The organism is Streptomyces tyrfis (assembly GCF_037034285.1).
GTDB lineage: Bacteria > Actinomycetota > Actinomycetes > Streptomycetales > Streptomycetaceae > Streptomyces.
Genome location: NZ_JBAGJZ010000038.1, coordinates 63,853 through 83,298, shown reverse-complemented (window position 1 = coordinate 83,298; position 19,446 = coordinate 63,853). Strand labels below are relative to the sequence as shown.

Annotated in this window: 17 protein-coding genes; 12 read left to right on the top strand and 5 right to left on the bottom strand. The window is 74.3% G+C overall.

The window, feature by feature from the left end; genetic code table 11:
- Positions 1-368: 368 nt before the first annotated feature.
- The 12 genes from WA762_RS25840 to WA762_RS25785 all read left to right on the top strand — a co-directional run bounded on the left by WA762_RS25840 (position 369) and on the right by WA762_RS25785 (position 14,170).
- Positions 369-1,427: an AurF N-oxygenase family protein gene (locus WA762_RS25840; protein WP_335938786.1), complete on the top strand. Its 1,059-nt coding sequence runs from the start codon at positions 369-371 to the stop codon at positions 1,425-1,427.
- Complete coding sequence (locus WA762_RS25835) at positions 1,424-2,713, top strand: KamA family radical SAM protein (RefSeq protein WP_335938785.1); 1,290 nt, start codon at positions 1,424-1,426, stop codon at positions 2,711-2,713. Before WA762_RS25840 ends, WA762_RS25835 begins: the two co-directional genes overlap by 4 nt.
- Positions 2,710-4,101, top strand: coding sequence for a dipeptide epimerase (locus WA762_RS25830; RefSeq protein ID WP_335938784.1), 1,392 nt, complete (start codon positions 2,710-2,712; stop codon positions 4,099-4,101). Before WA762_RS25835 ends, WA762_RS25830 begins: the two co-directional genes overlap by 4 nt.
- Positions 4,094-5,170: an Ldh family oxidoreductase gene (locus tag WA762_RS25825; RefSeq protein WP_335938783.1), complete on the top strand. Its 1,077-nt coding sequence runs from the start codon at positions 4,094-4,096 to the stop codon at positions 5,168-5,170. Before WA762_RS25830 ends, WA762_RS25825 begins: the two co-directional genes overlap by 8 nt.
- Positions 5,167-6,393, top strand: coding sequence for an ATP-grasp domain-containing protein (locus tag WA762_RS25820; protein WP_335938782.1), 1,227 nt, complete (start codon positions 5,167-5,169; stop codon positions 6,391-6,393). Before WA762_RS25825 ends, WA762_RS25820 begins: the two co-directional genes overlap by 4 nt.
- Positions 6,390-7,622, top strand: a complete 1,233-nt coding sequence (locus WA762_RS25815) for a GNAT family N-acetyltransferase (protein ID WP_335938781.1) — start codon at positions 6,390-6,392, stop codon at positions 7,620-7,622. The genes WA762_RS25820 and WA762_RS25815 overlap by 4 nt, the downstream gene beginning before the upstream one ends.
- Positions 7,613-8,530: a branched-chain amino acid transaminase gene (locus tag WA762_RS25810; RefSeq protein ID WP_335938780.1), complete on the top strand. Its 918-nt coding sequence runs from the start codon at positions 7,613-7,615 to the stop codon at positions 8,528-8,530. The genes WA762_RS25815 and WA762_RS25810 overlap by 10 nt, the downstream gene beginning before the upstream one ends.
- A complete protein-coding gene (locus tag WA762_RS25805) occupies positions 8,527-9,351 on the top strand; it encodes a hypothetical protein (protein WP_335938779.1) in 825 nt (274 codons plus the stop codon). Before WA762_RS25810 ends, WA762_RS25805 begins: the two co-directional genes overlap by 4 nt.
- Positions 9,348-10,856, top strand: a complete 1,509-nt coding sequence (locus WA762_RS25800; protein ID WP_335938778.1) for an MFS transporter — start codon at positions 9,348-9,350, stop codon at positions 10,854-10,856. Before WA762_RS25805 ends, WA762_RS25800 begins: the two co-directional genes overlap by 4 nt.
- Positions 10,853-12,127 (top strand): ATP-grasp domain-containing protein, encoded by a 1,275-nt coding sequence (locus tag WA762_RS25795; protein ID WP_335938776.1) that lies wholly within the window; start codon positions 10,853-10,855, stop codon positions 12,125-12,127. Before WA762_RS25800 ends, WA762_RS25795 begins: the two co-directional genes overlap by 4 nt.
- Position 12,128: 1 nt before the next feature.
- Positions 12,129-13,193 carry an alpha-hydroxy acid oxidase gene (locus tag WA762_RS25790; protein WP_335938774.1) on the top strand — a complete coding sequence of 355 codons (1,065 nt, stop codon included), beginning with the start codon at positions 12,129-12,131 and terminating at the stop codon, positions 13,191-13,193.
- 224 nt (positions 13,194-13,417) lie between these two features.
- The gene (locus tag WA762_RS25785; RefSeq protein WP_335938772.1) at positions 13,418-14,170 is read left to right on the top strand and encodes an alpha/beta fold hydrolase; all 753 of its coding nucleotides are present in this window, start codon (positions 13,418-13,420) and stop codon (positions 14,168-14,170) included.
- 166 nt (positions 14,171-14,336) lie between these two features.
- Here the strand turns inward: WA762_RS25785 and WA762_RS25780 are convergent, their stop codons facing one another.
- The 5 genes from WA762_RS25780 to WA762_RS25760 form a co-directional block, all read right to left on the bottom strand.
- Positions 14,337-14,867: a DUF6985 domain-containing protein gene (locus WA762_RS25780; RefSeq protein WP_335938771.1), complete on the bottom strand. Its 531-nt coding sequence runs from the start codon at positions 14,865-14,867 to the stop codon at positions 14,337-14,339.
- 420 nt (positions 14,868-15,287) lie between these two features.
- A complete protein-coding gene (locus WA762_RS25775) occupies positions 15,288-16,961 on the bottom strand; it encodes an alpha/beta hydrolase (RefSeq protein WP_335938770.1) in 1,674 nt (557 codons plus the stop codon).
- Positions 16,962-17,240: 279 nt separating this feature from the next.
- A complete protein-coding gene (locus tag WA762_RS25770; protein ID WP_335938768.1) occupies positions 17,241-17,897 on the bottom strand; it encodes an HAD family hydrolase in 657 nt (218 codons plus the stop codon).
- Positions 17,894-18,121, bottom strand: a complete 228-nt coding sequence (locus WA762_RS25765; protein ID WP_335938767.1) for a hypothetical protein — start codon at positions 18,119-18,121, stop codon at positions 17,894-17,896. Before WA762_RS25765 ends, WA762_RS25770 begins: the two co-directional genes overlap by 4 nt.
- 336 nt (positions 18,122-18,457) lie before the next feature.
- Entirely contained in the window at positions 18,458-19,219 is a 762-nt protein-coding gene (locus tag WA762_RS25760) for a DeoR/GlpR family DNA-binding transcription regulator (RefSeq protein ID WP_335938766.1), read from the bottom strand.
- Positions 19,220-19,446 lie beyond the last annotated feature (227 nt).

Here is a 19,446-nt window from a genome sequence, read left to right as displayed (position 1 = left end):
GCGGCCCGCCGGCCCGCCCGGGCCCGGAGCCGTACGGCCCATTCCGCCGGACAGCCGGCCCGCCCGCTCCGAAGGGCGGGCCCCGACCCACGTCCCACCGGCCCCGACAGCGGGCCCGACCACCGGCCCCGATCCGACCGTCCCGCCCGGCCGCGTCCGCCCGCTCGCCCGCACCGTCCCGCCCCGCGTCCGTCCTGTCCGCCGTCCACCGCCCGCGCCCCGGTCAGGGGCGACCGCGTCGTGCCGGAAGGAGGCGCGGGGCGGCGCGGGACGGCGTGGGACGGAAGCGTGGGGCGGCGCGGGCGACGGCGCGGGGCCCGGCCCCGCGGGGCGCATCCCACCCGAACGTCGATCCCGTAAGGCGAACCATGATCAACTCACCCGAGACCCCGGCCCTCGAAGAGGAATTCCCCACCGGCCTGCCGGAGGAACTGAAGGGGCTTCCCGAGGGCGTGCCCCGCCACAATCCCGACGACCGGATCGAGAGCGCCGTCATCCGCCGCCTCGTCGGCAACTGGCACCGACGGGCCACCGTGAAGCGGGACGAGCCGGATCTCGACGAGCTCTTCGAGACCGACCGGCCCGACTACCCGGAGGGCATCCTGCCCTTCCACGACCACCCGACCTACCGGGCGCTCGACCCGGCGAAGAAGTCCGAGGTGCTGAGCTGGGCGTGGATCGCCTACAACCGGCACACCATCATGGCCGAACAGAAGGTGGCCAACCCGGCGTTCGCCCTGGTCATGGAGGGCGAGTACCCCATGCTCCAGGACGAGGCGCTGAACATCTCGCTGGCCCAGGCGATGGTCGACGAGCAGTACCACACGCTCATGCACCTCAACGCGAGCGCGGTCACCCGCCGCCGTCGCGGCCGGGCCATGCCCGACAACGACCTGCCCATGTCGCACACCGCCCGCGAGCACCTGAGGCTGCGGGACGCGGCGCCCGAGCGGTGGCAGAAGTCCCTGACCACCCTCGCCTTCGCGACGGTGTCGGAGATCTCGATCAACGCCTACCTCGACCTGCTGGCCGACGACCCGGACATCCAGCCGGTCAACAGCAGCACCGCGAAGCTCCACAACCGCGACGAGTACTGCCACGCCTCCATCTCCGCCGTGCTGGCCGAGGTGGTGCACGACAAGCTCGACGAGGAGAAGCGGCGCTACTTCCGCGACATGCTCTTCGAGGGCCTGGAGGCGTTCGTCGCCACGGACTACACGACCTGGCACCGTGTCATGGACCTGACTGGCATTGAGGGCGGGCACGAGATGCTCGCGGACTGCCGGGCGGAGACGAGCCGGAAGAGGCTCGTGCGCGACTACACCGGCCTGCACACCCTCATCGAGCGGATGGGCGTCCAGGACCTCGTCGAGTTCGACTGGTCCAAGTCCCATGTCGCGGGCGGCGGAGAAGAGACCCTCCGGTGAGACACTACGCGAACGAGCGCCTCGCCCGTCTTGCGCTGGACCGCGGCATGCCCGAGTCCTACGTCCGCGACCTGCGGGTGGTCGGCAGCGTCCTGCCCTTCAAGGTCAACGAGTACGTGGTCGACGAGCTGATCGACTGGTCGGCAGCGCCGGACGACCCGATCTTCCGGCTGACGTTCCCGCACCGCGACATGCTGCCCGCCGCCGTCTTCGACCGGATGGCCGCCCTGCTGGACGGCGGAGCCCCCCGCGAGGAGCTCCGCCGGGCCGCGGCCGAGGCGCGGATGCGGCTGAACCCGCACCCCGGGGGCCAACTGGAGGCCAACGTGCCGATGCTGGAGGGCCGCCGGCTCGACGGACTCCAGCACAAGTACGCCGAGACCGTGCTGGTCTTCCCCTCCCAGGGCCAGACCTGCCACTCGTACTGCGGATACTGCTTCCGCTGGGCCCAGTTCGTCAGCCAGGCCGAGCTGCGCCAGGCGCTGCGGGACCCGGCCGACCTGACCGGCTACCTCGCCCTGCACCCCGAGGTCACCGACGTCCTGTTCACCGGCGGCGACCCGATGATCATGCGTACCGAGGTGGTGCGGCGCTGGGTGGAGCCGCTGCTCGCCGACGACATGCGGTCCGTGCGCACGCTGAGGTTCGGCACCAAGGCGCTGTCGTACTGGCCCGCACGGTTCACCGCCGGGCCGGACGCGGACGACCTGATGCGGCTCTTCGCGCGGGCCGTCGACGCGGGCCGCCAGGTGGCGGTCATGGCCCACTTCTCCCACCCGCGCGAGCTGGAGACCGACGCGGTGCGCGAGGCGGTCGCCCGGATCCGCTCCACCGGCGCGGTCATCCGCGCCCAGGCGCCCCTGGTCGCCCACGTCAACGACGACGCGGCCGCCTGGTCGCGGATGTGGCAGCGGCAGGTCGAACTCGGCATCGTCCCCTACTACATGTTCGTCGAGCGGGACACCGGGGCCCGCAACTACTTCGGGCTCCCGCTGGCCCGCGCGCTGGACATCTACCGTGAGGCGGTCCGCGGCGTCTCCGGCCTCGCCCGCACCGCCCGCGGCCCCGTCATGTCCGCGGGCCCCGGCAAGGTGATGGTCCACGGCACCGCCGAGGTCGGCGGCGAGCCGGCCTTCGTGCTCGGCTTCCTCCAGGCCCGCAGGCCCGAATGGGTCGGGCGGCCGTTCTTCGCCGCCTACGACGAGCAGGCGCAGTGGTACGACGACCTCAAGCCGCTCTCCGCGCCCGGCGCCGCCTTCCCGCCGTTCCCGGAGGCCGCCGCATGAGGCTGTACGTCCACGAGATCAGGCTCACCGACCACGACGTGTGGCGCAGCGCCCGCGAGGCCATCCCCGAACAGCCGGGGCTGCTCGTCGAGTTGCGCGAGGCGGGCGTCTCCGGTTTCGGCGAGGCGTCCGCCTTCATGACCGAGCGCTACCGCTCCGCGCTCCCCGTCATGCACGACGACCTCCGCCGGGTCGCGGACGTCGTGCGCACGCTCCCGGCCGAGGACCCCGAGGGCGGCTGGGCCGTGCTCGCCCCGCTGCTCGCCGGGTCGCCGTTCACCCTGGCCGCCCTCGACACCGCGGCCCACGACCTCGCCGCCCGGCTCGCCGGCGTACCGCTGTGGAAGCACCTGGGCGGGCCGGAGCCCCAAGTCCTGCGCTCCAGCTACAGCATTGGGCTCGACACCCCGGACGTCATGGTGCGCAAGCTCCGCGAGCGGCCGGGCTGGCCCGCGTACAAGGTCAAGCTGGCCGCCCCCGGCGACCTGCACATCCTGCGGGCGCTGCGCGAGCACACCGACGCGCCGTTCTTCGTGGACGGCAACTGCGGTTGGGACCCGCCGGGCACGCTCGCCGCGCTCGACGCCATGGCCGGGCTCGGCGTCGAGCTCCTGGAGCAACCCTTCCCACGCGAGCGCTGGGACGACGCCCGCACGCTCAAGGCCGCCTCCCCGATCCCGGTGTTCGCCGACGAGAGCATCACCGGGCCCGACGACCTCGACGCCTGCGCCGGGGCCTTCCACGGGGTCAACCTCAAGCTGATGAAGGCCGGCGGCATCACCCCGGCCCTGCGGATGCTGCGCCGCGCCCGCGCCGCCGGGCTCGGCACGATGCTCGGCTGCATGCCGGAGTCCAGTGCCGGGGTCTCGGCCACCGCCCACCTCGGCCCGTACGTCGACCACCTCGACGCCGACTCCATCGCCCTGCTCGCGGTCGACACCGGCCGCGGGGTCCTGCTCGACGACTCCGGCCGGATCACCCTGCCGGACACGCCCGGCACCGGATTCGTCCCGGACTTCACGGGCTCCGCGTTCACCGCGCGGCCCACCGCCGCCGGGGCGGTGGACACCGACGACACCCGCCTGTCCGTGTACCGGGAGGGCACGGAGGCGGCCTCGGTGCGCGTACGGCGGCGTCCGCTGCCCGGCGCCGCCCCCGCCGACGACGTACGGCAGCTGGCCGAACCGCGGACGGCCGGGGCGACCCCGGACGAGACGGCCGCCCTGCTGCGCACCGCCGTCACCCACGCGGTGATGGCCGGGGCCCGCACCGTGTGGTTCCGGCCGGACGACGCGTCGCTCCCCGCCGCCCGCGCCGCGGGGTTCACGGTCCACGACCCCGCCCTCACCGACTCACCCCTGTCCTGGAAGGCGCATGCGCATGACTAGCGTGCACGAACCGCCCGCGGCCGAAGCGGCCACGCGGCTCACGGCCGCGACCGCCGCGGCCGTGGCCGTCGCCGCCCTGCGCGAGGCGGGCGTCCCCGAGGGCGACGCCCGCGACGTGGCCGCCGCGCTCACCGACACCTCCCTGCGCGGCATCGACACCCACGGGCTGCGGCTCCTCCCGCAGTACCTCGCGGAGCTCCGGGACGGCATCGCCGCGCCCCGGCCCGACATCACCGTCGTCCGGGACACCGGCCCGGCCGTGATGCTGGACGCCGGCGGAGCGCTCGGCGTCGTCGCGGGGCTGGCCGCCGCCCGGGCCGCCGCCGAACGGGCTCCGGCGCACGGGGTGGCCGCCGTCGGAGTCCGCAACTCCAACCACTTCGGCGCGGCCTCGGTCTACAGCCGCCACCTCGCGGACCGGGGCCTCGTCGGCATCGTCACCACCTCCGCCGCCTCCCGCGTCGCCCCCTACTCGGGGGCCCGCCCGCTGTACGGCACCAACCCGCTCAGCTTCGCCGCCTCCTCGAACGGCGACGAGTTCGCCCTCGACATGGCCACCAGCCAGGTCTGCTTCGGCGAGATCAAGGAGCGGCGCAAGCACGGCCGCGCCCTCGACCCCGGCTGGGCCACCGACGAGGACGGCCGGCCCGCCACCGACCCCGACCGGGCGTACGCGCTCTCCCCACTCGGCGGCTACAAGGGCCAGGGCCTCGCCATGGTCGCCACCCTGCTGGGCGCCGTCCTCACCGGCTCGCCCGCCGACTGGCGCCTGGAGCACATCGGCGAGTCCGCCCCCGGCCGCGGCCGGGGGATCGGCCACTTCCTGATCTGCCTGGACCCGGCGGCCTTCGGCGGCACGGACAGCTTCGCCGAGGGCCTCGACGACCTGCTCACCACCACCCGGCAGACCCGGCCCGCCGCCGACGCGGCCCTGCCCGTACAGGTCCCCGGCGACCCGCAGCGGCGCATCGCCGAGGAGCGCGCGGCCCACGGCATCCCGCTCGACCCGCACACCGCCCGCGCCTTCGCGGAACTCGCCGCCCGCCACGGAATCGGGGCCGACGCGTGATCCTGATCCTGATCAGCCCCCGCAACGCCGGACTCCCGTTCGCCGACTGGCTCGACGAGGAGCGCGGCCGGCTGCTCGCCGTCACCGCGCGCGGCACCGACCCCGGCCCCGGCTTCCTCGACGTGGAGCAGGTCGCGGACTACACCGACGACACCGCCGTACGGGACGCCGCCCGGCGGCTTCGCGAACGCCACGGCGTCACCCGCGTCCTCGCCCTGGCCGAGGTGGACGTGGAGCGGGCCGCGGCCCTGCGCGCGGAGCTGGACGTGCCCGGCCAGCGCCCGGACAGCGCCCGCGCCTACCGGGACAAGGTCCTGATGAAGGAGCGCGCCGCCGCCGGAGGGATCAGGGTGCCCGCCTTCGCCCCGGTCCGGGACGAGGCCGAGGTGCTGGCCTTCATGGCCGCGCACCCCGGGCCCGTCGTGGTCAAACCGCGCGACGGCTCCGGCTCCACGGGAGTGGTCGTCCTCGACGGCCCGGCGGACGTCCCGTCCGTGGCGGACCGGGTGCGGTCCGGCGGCCACGAGGTGGAGGAGTTCGTGGCCGGCCGCTTCTGCCACGTCGACGCCCTGCACATGGACGGCGAGCCCGTGGTGTCCGTCCCCTCCGTCTACACCGACGGCGGCTGCCTGTCGCACTGGACCGACTCCGGCAACGGCAGTTGGACCCTGGAGGCCGACGACCCGCTGCACGCCCGGCTGGTGGCGGAGACCCGGCGGCTCGTCGCCGCGCTGCCCCCGGCGCCCGCCCTCTTCGTGCACGCCGAGTTCTTCGTGACCGACGCGCAGGAGATCGTGCTCTGCGAGGTCGCCGGACGCGTCGGCGGCACCCCGATCCCCGCCATGCTGCGCGTCGTACTGGGCCTGGACCCACGGGAGCTGTGGTCCAGGATCGAGTGCGGACTGCCCGTCGACCTGGACGCCGTGCGGGCCCACGCCCGCGCCGCGCCCCTGGTCGCCAACTTCGGCCTGCCGCCGCGTGACGGCCGCGTCACCCGCGTACCCGAGCGACCGCCCGCCGGCGCCGCGGACTTCACGGTCCTCGCCGAGGTGGGCGAGGACTGGGGCGGCGCGCGCTACCGCGACCGCAAGTCGGGCGACTTCGTCGCCACCTGGCTGGTGACCGCGCGCACGGAGGGCGACCTGCTCGCCCGCGTCGCCAAGAGCGAGGCCGAGGCAGAGGCCGGCTTCGGCTGGGCCCTCGCCGCGGAGGTGGCCCCATGAGCCCGCTGACGGCCCGGGTCCTCGGCCCGGCGGACCGGCCCACCGCCGCCGGCCTCCCCGCCCTGGACCGGCCGCCGGTCATCTGGGAGGACGACCGCTGGTGGCGGTTCACCGAGCGCACCGACCTGCACGAGACCCGTTACCTGGGGGTGTACGGACCCGACAGCGGCCTGGTCGCCCTGGCGCCGCTGCTGGTGACCCGCGACGGCGGAGGGCTCCTGTTCTACGACGTGCCCAAGATGGTCGGCGACCTGGGCGCGTTCGGCGACCCCGAGCGGCTGCCGGACGCCGACCGGACCCGGTGGGACGGGCTCGTCGACGACCTCCCGGACGCCCGCCGCGACCAGTACCCCTCCCTCGCCCTGGCCGTCTTCGGCTCCCACCTCGGCCTCGTGCACGCGGCGGGCCGCACCCCCGCCCAGCGGCGGGAGGTGCTCGCCGAACTGCCCCGGCTGCTCGACGAGGCGGCCGAGCGGCTCGGCTGCCGCAGCACCGGCCTGCTGTACGCCACCGACGAGCAGGCCGCACTCATCGGACCGGCCGCCGAGGCCCGCGGCCACACCCCGGCCGTCCTCGGCGCCGAGTCCGTGCTCCGGCTGGACGCCTGGGACTGGGACGGCTACCTCGCCGCGCTGGCTAGCCGCAAGCGCGTCCGGCTCCGCCGCGAACTGCGCGACTACCGCGAGGCCGGCTTCACCACCGTCATCCGGCAGGGCGCCGACGCGCTCACCGACTCCGTCGTCGACCTCCAGGTCGCCCTGCGGGCCAAGTACGGGCTGCCCGGCGGCCGGGCCCGCGTCCAGCGGGACTTCGACGCCATCCGCGAGACCGTCGGCGACAGCTGCCTGGTGGTCAGCGCCGAACGCGAGGGCGAGACCCTCGGGTTCGTCCTCTACCTCCGGTCCGGTCAGGCCCTGTACGGGCGGACCGCCGGCTTCGACGAGGACCGGGCCCGGGGCGTCTACTTCTCCCTCACCTATCACGAGACCGTCCGCTGGTCCCTGGCCAACGGCGTCCGCGAGATCTGGTACGGCCTCGCCGCCTACGAGGCCAAGAGGCTGCGCGGCTGCGACATCGAACCGCGCCGGGGCTGGTTCCGCTTCACCGGCGACGGCCACCGCACCCTCGCCGACACCGTGCGCCTCCAGGGCGACAGCGAGGACCGGCGCCTGCGGAGCCTCGGCCCCACCGCACCGACACACGAGGAGACTGAGCCACCATGCCCCTGACCCCGACCCCGTACATCTGGATGGACGGCGAACTGGTCCCCTGGGACGACGCCACCGTGCACATCCTCACCCCGAGCCTGCATTACGGCTGGGGCGTGTACGAAGGCATCCGCGCCTACGCCACCGACACCGGCTCCGCCGTCTTCCGGCTGCGCGACCACATCGCCCGGCTGCGCGACTCCGCCCGCGTCTACCTGATGGAACTGTCCTGGACCGACGAGGAACTCGTCGAAGCCGTCCGCGAACTGGTCCGCGTCAACGGCCACGAATCCTGCTACATCCGTCCCATCGCCTACCTCGGCTACGGAGAGATGGGCGTCGCCCCCCAGCTCGACGCGGTCCGCATGTCCATCGCCGTCTGGCCCTGGGGCTCCTACCTCGGGGACACCGCGGAGAACGAGGGCTGCCGCCTCGTCGTCAGCAACTGGCAGCGCAACTCCCACCAGACCGTGCCACCGCTGGCCAAGGCCACCGGAGCCTACGTCAACAGCGCGCTCGCCAAGGTGGGGGCGCGGCGCGCCGGTTACGACGACGCGCTGATGCTCACCGCGAACGGCCACATCGCGGAGGCGTCGGCCGCCAACCTCTTCCTCGTCCGCGACGGCGAGCTCATCACGCCGCCCGTCAGCGACGGCATCCTGCCCGGACTCACCCGCGACTGCGCGATCACCTTCGCCCGGGACCTCGGTCTGCGGGTCACCGAGCGCAGCGTTCCGCGCAGCGAGGCGTACATCGCCGACGAGGCGTTCCTCACCGGCACCGCCGCCGAGATCGTCCCGGTCGCCTCCGTGGACGAGCGGCCGGTCGGCTCCGGCGTCGGACCCGTCACCAAGCAGCTCCGCGACCTCTTCCACGAGGTCGTGCGGGGCCGCGACGAGACGTACGCGCACTGGCTGGAGCGCGTGTGACCGGCGACCCCGGCCTCCGCGCACTGCGGGGCGCGGCGGCCCGGCTGGAGGCCGCCGCCGCGGCGCTGCCGCCGCCGCGCCCCGGGCAGGTGTCGCTGGGCGAGGAGATCTGCGACCGTCTGATCGACCTGGCCGCCGCCCGCGCCGCCGTGGCGCGGGCCGCGGCCGGCGCGGCCGTCCCCGACGAGGCGTCCGGGCTGGTCACGGAGTGCGTGCGCTGGGCGGTGGAGGACGACACCGTGCGGACCCGGTCCCGGACGGTGTCCCCGGCGCCGGACGGGCCGTCGCTGGAGGCGGTCCACGCACTGGTCACCCGGCTGGTCACCGCCCTCGCCGCTCCGGAGCGCTACGACGCGGTGTGCGGCCGGCTGCGCGCGGAGCTCGGAGAACGGCCGGAGGGCCGGGCCGCCGGAGCGTGGGACATCGCGGACGAGGCCCTGCGCGGACTCGCGGCCGTCCGCGCGGAGTGGGCGGGCGCCGATCCCGCGCACACGGCGGCCGGCGGCTGGGTCCTGGTGGACCGTGTCGCCCGCCTCCAGCTGACCGCCGCGCTGCTCGCCGAGGCGGCGGCCCGCGGCGGGACGGAGGCGGAGCACCTGGTCAACGCGGCCCGCCGGCACGCCTGGAACTGGCTGCGACAACCCCCGCCGGAGGCGGCCACCGCCGTCCACGTGCGACGGACCGGGGAGCTCGTGGCCTGGATCGGGGCGGCCGAGCCCGTATCGGCCGAGCCCGCACCGGGCGGGTCCGTATCGGGCGGGTCCGGGGCGGCCGGGGCCGTTCCGGTCGGTTCCGGCCGCGCGGGGGAGGGCGGCGCATGAGCACGAAGCGCACCCGGCAGCCGTCGGACGCGGGCACGGGGAAGGCGAAGGGCACGGGGAAGGTCGCGGGGAGGGAGAAGGACACGGGCGCCGAACAGACCTCCAGGCTCCTGCGCTTCGCGCTCGCCATCCTGCCCAGGACCTCGGCGGGCCGGAAGCTGGCCGCCGGGGCCGTCGCCGACTCCGTGGGCTCGGGCATGTTCCTGGCCGCGTCGACGCTGTACTTCGTCACCGTCGTCGGCATCCCGGCCACGCAGGTGGGCGGCGTGGTCTCCGTCGCGAGCATCGTCGGCCTGGTCAGCCCGGTGCCGCTCGGCCGCCTGGCCGACCGGGTCGGCCCCACCCGGGTGTACGTCATCCTCCTCGCCGCCCGGGGCGTGGGCTACGCGGGCTTCGCGCTGGTCGACAGCTTCTGGCCGTACGCCGTACTGACCTGTGTCCTCACCGGGCTGGACCGCGGCTGCTCGCCGTTGCAGCAGGTCGTGGTCGGGCTCATCGAGGGCGGCGAGAACCAGGCCCGCACGATGGCGTCGATCCGCTCGGTGCGCAACATCGGACTGACCGCCGGATTCCTGCTGGCCGGAGCGGTGCTGGCGATCGAGTACCGGGCCGCGTTCGTCGCCCTGTTCCTCGGCAACGCCCTGACCTTCTTCGTCATCGCCGTGGTCGTGGAGCGGCTGCGCCGGGGTCTGGAGGCCCCGGCCGGGGAAGCCGGAAGGACGGGGGCGGCGGAGAAGAGCGTGCCGCGGCCCGCCGGGGACGACGAGTCCGCCCGGGAGCCGGCCCCCGCGCCCGAGGCGGTGCGCAGCCCGTTCCTCGATCTGAGGTTCCTGCTGTTCACCGTCTCGAACGGGGTGCTGTCCCTGCACGACTCGGTCCTCTTCCTGCTGCTGCCGCTGTGGCTGACCACGGCCACCTCGGCGCCCGCGTCGGCGGTCTCGGTGCTGCTCGCCGTGAACACCGTGCTCACCGTCCTGCTCCAGGTGTACGTGGCGAAGTTCGCGGACACCACCGCCCGCGCGCTGAAGCTCATCTGGTTCGCGCTGCTCCCGCTGCTGCTGTCCTGCGGGGTGTTCGCGGGCGCGGAGCACGTCTCCGCCTGGCCCGCCGCGGCCTGCGCGGTCATCGCGGTGGCCTTGCTGACGGTGGGCGAGAACGTGCACTCCGTCGCGGTCTGGAACCTCTCGTACGACATGTCACCGGCCCCTGCCCGCGCCCGCTACCTGGCCACCTTCAGCCTCGGCGTCACGGGCCAGCAGATCGTCGGCCCGGTGCTGATGACCGCCGTGGTGCTGCCGCTGGGAACGGCCGGCTGGGCGTTGCTGGCCGGGGTGTTCCTGCTGGCCGGTCTGGGCCTGCGCGCCACCGGCGGCCCCCGCCCGACGCCCCCACCGGAGGGCGGCGACCACACCCCCGCCCCCGCTCCGGAGTCCGCCGGCCCCGCGACCCCCACCGACACTCCGAAACCCACCGACACTCCGACACCCACCGAGGTGACGTCATGACCGAACACGTCCTCATCGTCGGCGGCGGACGGGAGATCCCCGGCCTGATCCGCGAGACCGGCGGCCCCGGCGTCGCCACCACGATCCTGTGCCGGATGGATCTCGTCCCCAAGATCCGCAACCCCGGTCAGCACGACCGCGTCATCGGCCTGCGCAGCGAGGCGCCCGTCGAGGAGTGGACGGCGCTGGCCGCGGCGGTGCACGCCCACCACCCCTTCACCCGGGTCGGCACCTTCGGCGAACGCGACCAGGACCGGGCGGCGGCCGTCGCCGAGGCGCTGGGGCTGCCCTGCCACACCCCGCGGACCATCGCCTGGGTGCACGACAAGCACGCGATGCGGCGGCGGCTGGCGGAGACCGGGGTCGACACGACGCCGGTGGCCCGGGTGGCCGATGCCGCCGCGCTGCGGGCGTTCCTCGACGAGCACGGGGCCCCGTGCGTCGTGAAACCCGCCCAGGGCGCGGGCAGTTTCGGCGTCTCGGTGGTGCGCGGCCCCGAGGAGGCCGACGCGGCGTTCGCACGGGCCTCGGCCGACTTCGCGCTCATCCCGGACGCGGGAGTGCTGGTGGAACGGTTCCACGAAGGGCCCCAGTTCAGCGTCGAGGCGTTCTCCGAGGACGGCGAGCACGAGATCGTCGCGATCACCCGCAAGTTCTCGGACCCCGTGGGCTTCGTCGAGATCGGCCACGTCGCCCCCGCCGCACTCGGCGCCGAGGAGACCGAGGCGGTGCACGCATACGTCAGGGCGCTGCTCGACGCCCTGGAGATCGGCTACGGCATCACCCACACCGAGGTGGTGCTGACCGCCGCAGGCCCCCGGGTCATCGAGACCCACGTGCGGATGGCCGGCGACGAGATCCCCTACCTCGTCCAGGACGTCACCGGGGTGGACCTGATCGCCTGCGTGGTCCGCCAGACCCTGGGCCTGCCGGTGCTGGCGGACATCCGCCGGACCCTCGCCGACCCGTCCGTGGACCGGCGCCCCGAGGCGATCTGGTTCGCGGTGCCGCGGGCGCGGGGCACGCTCTCGTCGATCGGCGGGATGGACGAGGCGGCCGGACAGCCGGACGTGGTGGCCGTCGAGGCGCTGCTGGGCCCGGGCGACGAGGTGGGCGGCCTGGACAGTTCCGAGTCCCGGGCCGCCTTCGTACGGGCCAGGGGCGCGAACGAGGCCGAGGCGGTGAAGCGGGCACGGGAGGCCGCGCTCGCGCTGGACTTCACCGTGAAGGTTCCGGGCGGAGCCGAGTCCGGTGCCGCGGGGTGGGTCTGACATGACGTCGAGCACCGCCCGGCCGCGCACCGCCGTCGCCGGGATCACCGCGGGCCCGGGGCTGGCGGAGCGGGCGCGCGCCGTGCTGCCCACCGCGGCCCACGCGTTCTACGCCGCGGGGGCCGACGAGCAGATCAGCGCGGGCGAGGCGGCCGGGGCCTGGCGGGCCCGGCGGCTCGCCCCACGCGTGCTGCGGGACGTGTCGGCGGTCGACACCGGCACGGAGCTGCTGGGCAGCCGGCTCGGCTCGCCCGTGCTGGCCGCCCCGACCGCGTTCCACCGGATGGCCCACGACGAGGGCGAGACGGCCACCGCGGCGGGCGTGGCGGCGGCCGGCTCGCTGATGGTGCTCTCCTCCCGGGCCACCCGGTACCCGGAGGACGTCGCGGCGGCGGCCGGACCCTGGTGGTACCAGGTCTACTGGCTGCGCGACCGCGATCTCACCCGCCGTCAGGTGGAGCGGGCGACGGCGGCGGGGGCGCGGGCGCTCGTTCTCACCGTCGACGCGCCCTACGTCCCGCCGAGGGCCACGGGCGGACTGCCGCTCCCGCTGCCGCAGGACGACGAGCTGTGCCGCTCGGTCGGGGTCGCCACCCGGCTTCCGGGCTGGGAGCAGGACCCTTCGGTCGGGTTCGGCGCCATCGCCGAACTGGGCCGCATCTCCGGCCTTCCGGTGCTGGTCAAGGGCGTGCTGCGGGCGGACGACGCGCAGGCGTGCGTGGCGGCGGGCGCGGCGGGGGTCATCGTCTCCAACCACGGAGGCCGCCAGCTCGACCGCGCGGCGGCGACGGCCGACGTCCTGCCCTCGGTGGCGGCCGCCGTCGGGGACAGGGTGCCGGTGCTGGTCGACGGCGGCATCGAGACGGGCACCGACGTCCTGGTCGCCCTCGCCCTCGGCGCGCGTGCCGTCCTGGTCGGCCGTCCGGTCCTGTGGGCCCTGGCGCTGGACGGCGCCGACGGGGTGGCGTCGCTGCTGAACTCGTACCGGAGCCAGCTGGAGACGGCCATGGCACTGGCCGGAGCCGCCCGCCTGGCCGACATCGACGCGGGCCTGCTGCACGCGTAGCCCCGGCCGCCGCGCCAAGGGCCGTCCCGTCACACCCACGCGCGCCGCCGGCCGGTCATGCCGGCGAACCGGCCGCCCCGGACCGGCCGCCGACGGCGCAGCGCCGCGCAGTATCGTCGGGAGCCCTGGGCGAAACCGCCCGGCCCGCGGCCCGGGGGCGGGGCGGCCCGCTCCACACCGACCGACGCCCGCCAACCGCGGCTCGGACAACGGAGGTACCGCACATGAACGCCGACACCGACCGGCCGACCTTACTGCTGGTCCACGGAGCCTGGCACGGAGCCTGGTGCTGGGACCCCGTACGCGCCGAACTCGACGCCGGCGGCTGGCGGTCGCACGCCGTCGACCTGCCCAGCGCCAACGCCCCGGCCGGCCGGCACGACCGCGCCCGGCCGGTGGGCATGCTGGACGACGCGGACACCATCCGGGACAGCCTCCGGCGCATCGACGGACCGGTGGCGGTGATCGCCCACTCCTACGGCGGGGTCCCCGCCACGGAGGCCATCGCGGACGCCGCGAACGTGGTGCGCGCGGTGTACCTCGCCGGTTTCCAACTGGACGTGGGCGAGAGCATGTTCACGTTCCTCGGAACTCCCGTGCCGGAGGACGGCGCGGGCCGCACCCCGCCGTACGAGGACGCCCGGCGGATGCTCTTCGACGACGTGCCCGAGGCCGATGCCGACCGTGCCGTGGCCCGGCTGCGCCCGCAGAGCGTCCGGTCCTTCACGGAGCGGGTGACTGCGGCGGGATGGCGCACCGTGCCCTCCAGCTACGTCGTCTGCGAGCGCGACCGGGCGCTCGAACCGTCCCGGCAGCACGAACTCGCCGCGCGCGCCGACTCCGTCCACCGGCTGCCGAGCGGTCACTCGCCGTTCCTCTCCATGCCCGGGCGACTCGCCGCCCTCCTGGGCCGGATCGCCGCCTCCGCCCCGTCCCGAGGCGACGGCGGGCACCCGGCGCAAGGCCGCCGCGGGTGAGAGCCGGAGCCACCCCTGTCTGCTCCGGCTCATCGTTCCGATGTCCCACGGCTCGCCGGGAGCCGTGGTCGCGTCGCTTCGGTGGGCCTTGCCGGACACCGGGCCCCGGGCGGCCCGTCCCCGCCGGGGCGGTCAGGACACCGGGGACCGCCCGACGGCCCGTCCGTCACCGTCCGGTGCGGTGGTAGACGACGTCCGCGAGGTCGTCACGGCCGTAGGCGGAAGCGTTGCTGAGGTGTCCGTCGAAGGGGCCGACCTTCGTCACCGCGCGGCCGCCGCGGAAGACGATCTGGAGGCCGTGCTCCCGCTCCCAGGCGCAGGACGAGGTGATCGAGAGGCACACCTGCCGGTCGCCGGACCAGTCCCGTTCGACCGTCACCTCCCAGCCGAACTCGACGTGGTCCCACACGTCGTCGGGACCGTCGATCACCACGCCGAGGTCGGCGCCGAGCCCGGCGAGCCTCGACCGGACGTCCTGGTAGTAGGAGAAGACGAACGGCGCCGCCGCGCGCAACGCCGAGGCGTCCAGGGCGAGAAACGCGCCGATCGCGGTGTGGAAGTCCTCCCGCGCGTCATCGTCGTCGTAGCCGACCACGAGGAACTGGCACTCCGCGTCGTCCAGCACCCCCACGGTGACGGGGTCGCTCACATAGGAATCGTCATCGTCCTCGACGGTCCCGAGACCGGGTATCTCCATGGCGGCCACTCTAAGGGCTGTCCCGTAATCCCTGGCGGGCGCGTGACGACGGCTGCGGCACCTCGCCGCGTTGTCGGAACGCCCACATACGTCCCGTATGCGGGCACCCCTCCGCCTTGCGATGCACCACATCCGACGCCGCGCGCTGATCCACCACGGATTACGGGACCCCGCCGCCTGCCGTGCGGTGCCCGGCACTTCCCCGAGCTCTCGGCTTCCCCCGAGCTCTCGGCTTCCCCCGAGCTCTCGGCTTCCCCCGAGCTCTCGGCTTCCCCCGAGCTCTCGGCTTCCCCGAGCAGGGGAGCCCATTGCTCGCCGCGTTGCCGGAGCGGCGGGACCCCGCAGGGAGGTCCCGCCGCCCGTGTTCAACGGGTCACGCGGCCGCAACGGATCACGCGGCGATGGTCCGGGCGGCCGGGGTCAGAAGCGGTCCGGGGCACGCTCCGGGAGCGGGGACCCGGGGAGCGCGTCCGGCTTCCGGTTCTTCCGCGCCTCCGCGTTCGAGCCGGCCGTCGCCTCGCACGTCACGTCCTTCGCCGGGAGCCTGCCGGTGAGCAGGTAGCCGGTGACCGTGCCGTCCGTGCACGCGTTGCCGCTCGGGTAGACGCCATGGCCCTCGCCGCCGAGGACGGTGACCATCTTCGAGCCCTTCAGGGCGGTGTGCAGGGCCTGACCGCTGGGCAGCGGGGTCTGCGAGTCCCACTCGTTCTGGACGACCAGGGAGCCGACCTTGTTGCTCACCTCGGTCGCCGGTTCCACGGAGTGGTCCCAGAACGCACAGGGCTTGATGCTGGACGCGAAGTCACCGAAGAGCGGGTAGCGGCCCTTGTCCTCGACGGCGTCCCGCCGGTAGCTCTCAGGATCGCGGGACCACGCGGCCGAGTTGTCGCCGCACACCACGGCCCAGAAGCTAGCCGTCATGTTGTCGGACGGCACCTCGACGGCCTCGGCGCCCGCGGCGCCGGCGCCCGTGGTCCCGGCCCTCGCGGGTCCGGTGAACGCCGCGAGCCTCTTCGCGGAGGCGGGCTCGCCGGCCGCGGCCTTCTTCAGCTCCACGACGCCCTCGGTGGCGTACTCCGGGGTGAAGACCGCCCCGCGCATGCCGCTCCGGATGTCATCACCGGTGGTCAGCTGCCCGTCCACCTCGATGGGGGTCTCGTCGGCCCGCGCGACCAGGTCCCAGAAGGTCCGGTCGACCTCCTTCGGGGTGTCGCCGAGGCCGTACTTCTCCGAACGCTCGGCGGCCCACTCGGTCCACCGGTCGAACGCGGGCTCGGCGCCCTCCGCCCACCACTGGATCATCCCGCGCCAGGCGCGCGCCGGATCGACCGCGCTGTCCAGCACGAACCGGTCGGCCCGGCCCGGGAAGAGCTGGGTGTAGACGGAGCCCAGATAGGTGCCGTACGAGTAGCCCACGTACGAGATCTTCTTCTCACCGAGGACCGCCCGGAGCAGATCCATGTCGCGCGCGGTGTTGCGCGTGGTGATGTGCGGGAGCGTGTCGCCCGCCTTCTCCCTGCACTTGTCCGCGACGGTGCGTGCCCAGGCGACGTCCTCGTCGAACGTCTCCTCCTTGTACGGCCGCAGCCAGTCCTCCTCCTCCGGCTCCATGTCGCAGGTGACCGGGCTGCTCCGTCCCACACCACGCGGGTCGAAGCCGATGAGGTCGTACTTCTGCCGCGCGGACTCGGGGAGCATCTCCTGCATGCCCAGCGGCATATAGAGACCCGGTCCCCCCGGGCCGCCGGGGTTGGAGAACAGGACACCGTGCCGCTTGCCGGGCGCGGTGCTCTTGATCCGGGATATGGCCAGGTCGATCCGCTTCCCCCCGGGAACCCGGTAGTCCAGCGGAACCTTGATCGTGGCGCACTCGAACTCCGCCGGGGAGTCGGCTCCGCACCGCTTCCACCGCGGCTTCTGCCTCACATAGCGGTCCAGCGCGCCCTCGGCGGCGGACGGGGAAGCCGAGGACGACGAGGAAGCCGAGGACGGGGCGGCGGCCGCAGCGGCGGTGGCCGTCGAGGTGGCGAATAAGGGAGTCAGCGTGGCCGTGACACTCACGGCCAACAGGGGCGCAAGACGTCGTTTGCGCACGATGTCGATCCTTCCGGTCGCGTGTTCGGACGGGAATGATCTTTCAGGAACCGGCCGCGTCCGCGGATCCCCCGCCGGGCCGCACCTCTCTCCACCCTGGGAATGACACAACGGCCCTGTGTGGTCCCCGAGTTGTAGGGGTGGGCCGCCCTCGGCGACGTGTGGTCGGGCGCCTCGGCGGCGGGCGGCGCCCGCCTCGGCGCGGAGCGGCTGGCACCGCCTCGCCGACGCGGGCCGTCGGGCGGCGCCCCGCTGTTCCGGACGTGCGTGGACGCCGCCTCAGCGCCAGCGCTCGTGCCGGATGTCCGCGGAGACGCCGGTGAGCTTCGCGATCGAGCGGCGGGCGGCGTTGACTGTGACGGTCCGGCGGGCGACGCGGGCGAGCGGGAGGTCGCTGGCCGAGTCCGTGTAGAGGAGCGCGTCCTCCGGGGCGAACCCCAGCGCCCGGACGGCATCGACCTTCGCCTCGCCCACGTTGTGGGCGACGAGCCGGGGGCCTCGTGGGGTGAAGCCGAGCCGGGAAGCGGCCAGAGGGATGCCGTGCAGCCCGACGCCGTCCAGGAACGCGCGCGCGAGGTGCTCCTCCGAGGCCGTCGCCACGACCGTCGGACCACGGTCGCGGGCACGTCGGCACCTTGCCACGGCCTGCCCGACCGCTGTCCGGGCCGCCATGGTCCGGCCTGTCACGGCGGCCAGTTCCTCGTACTGGCCACGGGTCATGCCGCGCAGCGCCAGGGCCACGATCGCCCGGTTCATCGCGGGCCTCAGCGCGCCGTCGGGCGGCGCCGCCGAGGCGAGCAGGAACGGCGGGACCGCGGCGGCGAACCGGAGGGGATGGGCCGCCAGACGGGCTCTGACCAGGGAGGACATTGTGTCCTCGCTGGTCAGAACACCGTCGAGGTCGAAGATCGAGGTGATGTCGTCGGCCGGGTTCACCGGGGGACCGCGTCCGCGTTCATCGCGACGGGAAGGTCTGCGGCGGCGAGCGCGCCCGCCTCGGCGGTCGTCGTCACCGGGCGGAGGGCGCGGAAGATCTCGCCGTGGACAGCGCCCGCCGGGGCGGGGCCGGCGTCGACACGGCCGAAGGTCTCGCGCGCCCGCGCCGCCGCGTCGACGTCCTCGGCCGCGGAAGGCCGGTCGCGGCGTCTGAATCCGGTCATGATGCGCTGCGACTCCGATTGCCCGAACGTGTGGAAAGCTGACTGTTTCCGTCCGTGATTGTGGGTGTGGTGGCTGGAGGGAGTCAAGAGGCGGTCCGGGCGGTCAGGGCGGGCGGGAGGGGGCGTCGGCGGATCGTCCGCGCGACCGCGGCGGAACGGCCGGATCCCTCGCGGCGCTCCTCGGCTCGGGCGGCCTCCTGCCGCGCCGGAGGCGCCGACACCGCGGTCGGGGATTCCGAGGGCGGCCGGCGGGCCTCCTGCCGGCCGGCGGGCCTGCCGCGCCGGAGACGTGGGGAGCCGCCGGCGCCGAAGGGAGACCGGTCGGCCGTGCCGCCCTCAGGCCACGACGATGTCGCCGCCCGCCGCGTCGAGGGCGTCGCGCAGGTCGTCCGGGCAGGGGCTGTCGGTGATGAGGGTGTCGAAGCCGTCGAGTTCGCAGACGCGGTGGGCGGCCGTGCGACCGAACTTGCTGGAATCGGCGAGCACGTAGCGGTGGGAGGCGTTGGCGAGCATGGTGCGCTTCGTCGCGACTTCGTCGAGGTGGAAGTCGGTCAGCCCGTAGGAGGCGATGCCTCCGGAGCCCAGGAAGACCGCGTCCGCGCGCAGATCGCCGAAGAACGCGACGGCCTGGGCGTTGGAGCAGGCCAGGTCGCCGCCGCGCAGCCGTCCGCCGCTGACCAGGACCTCGACGTGCGGGCGGGAGCTGACTTCGGCGGCCACGAGCAGGGAGGGGGTGGCGATGACGCCGACGTGCTCGGCGGGCAGGGCGCGGGCCACCTCCAGGGCCGTGGTGCCGACGTCGATGACGACCGTCTGGTTGGGTTCGATCAGGGCCGCCGCGGCTCGGCCTATGGCTTGCTTCTCGGCGAGGAAGGCGCCCCTGCGCTCGTTGAAGGACGCTTCCTCCCCGACCGGTGACTGGACGGCGGTGGCCCCTCCGTGGACGCGCGCCAGCTCGCCGCGGCGCTCGAGGAGGGCGAGGTCCCTGCGGATCGTCTCGTGGGAGACGCCCAACAGGCTGGTCAGGTCGTCCGTCGTGATGAACCTGAGCCGAGCGATCTCGGCGACGATCCTGCGGTGACGCTCGGCTGCTAGCACGTCAGGCCCTCTCTGATTGACTGTTTCTGTGGAACCCTGACTGCATTCTAGGGCTGATGCGACGTCCGGAACGTATCGCCGACGGCCTCGAAATTCTGTTCTTCTCCGCAGCTCAGAGCGTTTTCTGCTAGGTGATCAACGATCGTTCACCAGCTCGTGAGCGCGAACCCTTGACGGCAAACGGGCAAGGGTCCACACTCTCAGCAGTCAATAGTCCACACAAACGG

Excerpts from the sequence above, each read along its gene's own strand:
- WA762_RS25815 (WP_335938781.1), top strand. The coding sequence starts at position 6,390 with ATGAGCCCGCTGACGGCCCGGGTCCTCGGCCCGGCGGACCGGCCCACC.
- WA762_RS25840 (WP_335938786.1), top strand. The coding sequence starts at position 369 with ATGATCAACTCACCCGAGACCCCGGCCCTCGAAGAGGAATTCCCCACC.
- WA762_RS25780 (WP_335938771.1), bottom strand. The coding sequence starts at position 14,867 with ATGGAGATACCCGGTCTCGGGACCGTCGAGGACGATGACGATTCCTAT.
- WA762_RS25800 (WP_335938778.1), top strand. The coding sequence starts at position 9,348 with ATGAGCACGAAGCGCACCCGGCAGCCGTCGGACGCGGGCACGGGGAAG.
- WA762_RS25790 (WP_335938774.1), top strand. The coding sequence starts at position 12,129 with ATGACGTCGAGCACCGCCCGGCCGCGCACCGCCGTCGCCGGGATCACC.
- WA762_RS25825 (WP_335938783.1), top strand. The coding sequence starts at position 4,094 with ATGACTAGCGTGCACGAACCGCCCGCGGCCGAAGCGGCCACGCGGCTC.
- WA762_RS25830 (WP_335938784.1), top strand. The coding sequence starts at position 2,710 with ATGAGGCTGTACGTCCACGAGATCAGGCTCACCGACCACGACGTGTGG.
- WA762_RS25795 (WP_335938776.1), top strand. The coding sequence starts at position 10,853 with ATGACCGAACACGTCCTCATCGTCGGCGGCGGACGGGAGATCCCCGGC.
- WA762_RS25765 (WP_335938767.1), bottom strand. The coding sequence starts at position 18,121 with ATGACCGGATTCAGACGCCGCGACCGGCCTTCCGCGGCCGAGGACGTC.
- WA762_RS25785 (WP_335938772.1), top strand. The coding sequence starts at position 13,418 with ATGAACGCCGACACCGACCGGCCGACCTTACTGCTGGTCCACGGAGCC.
- WA762_RS25810 (WP_335938780.1), top strand. The coding sequence starts at position 7,613 with ATGCCCCTGACCCCGACCCCGTACATCTGGATGGACGGCGAACTGGTC.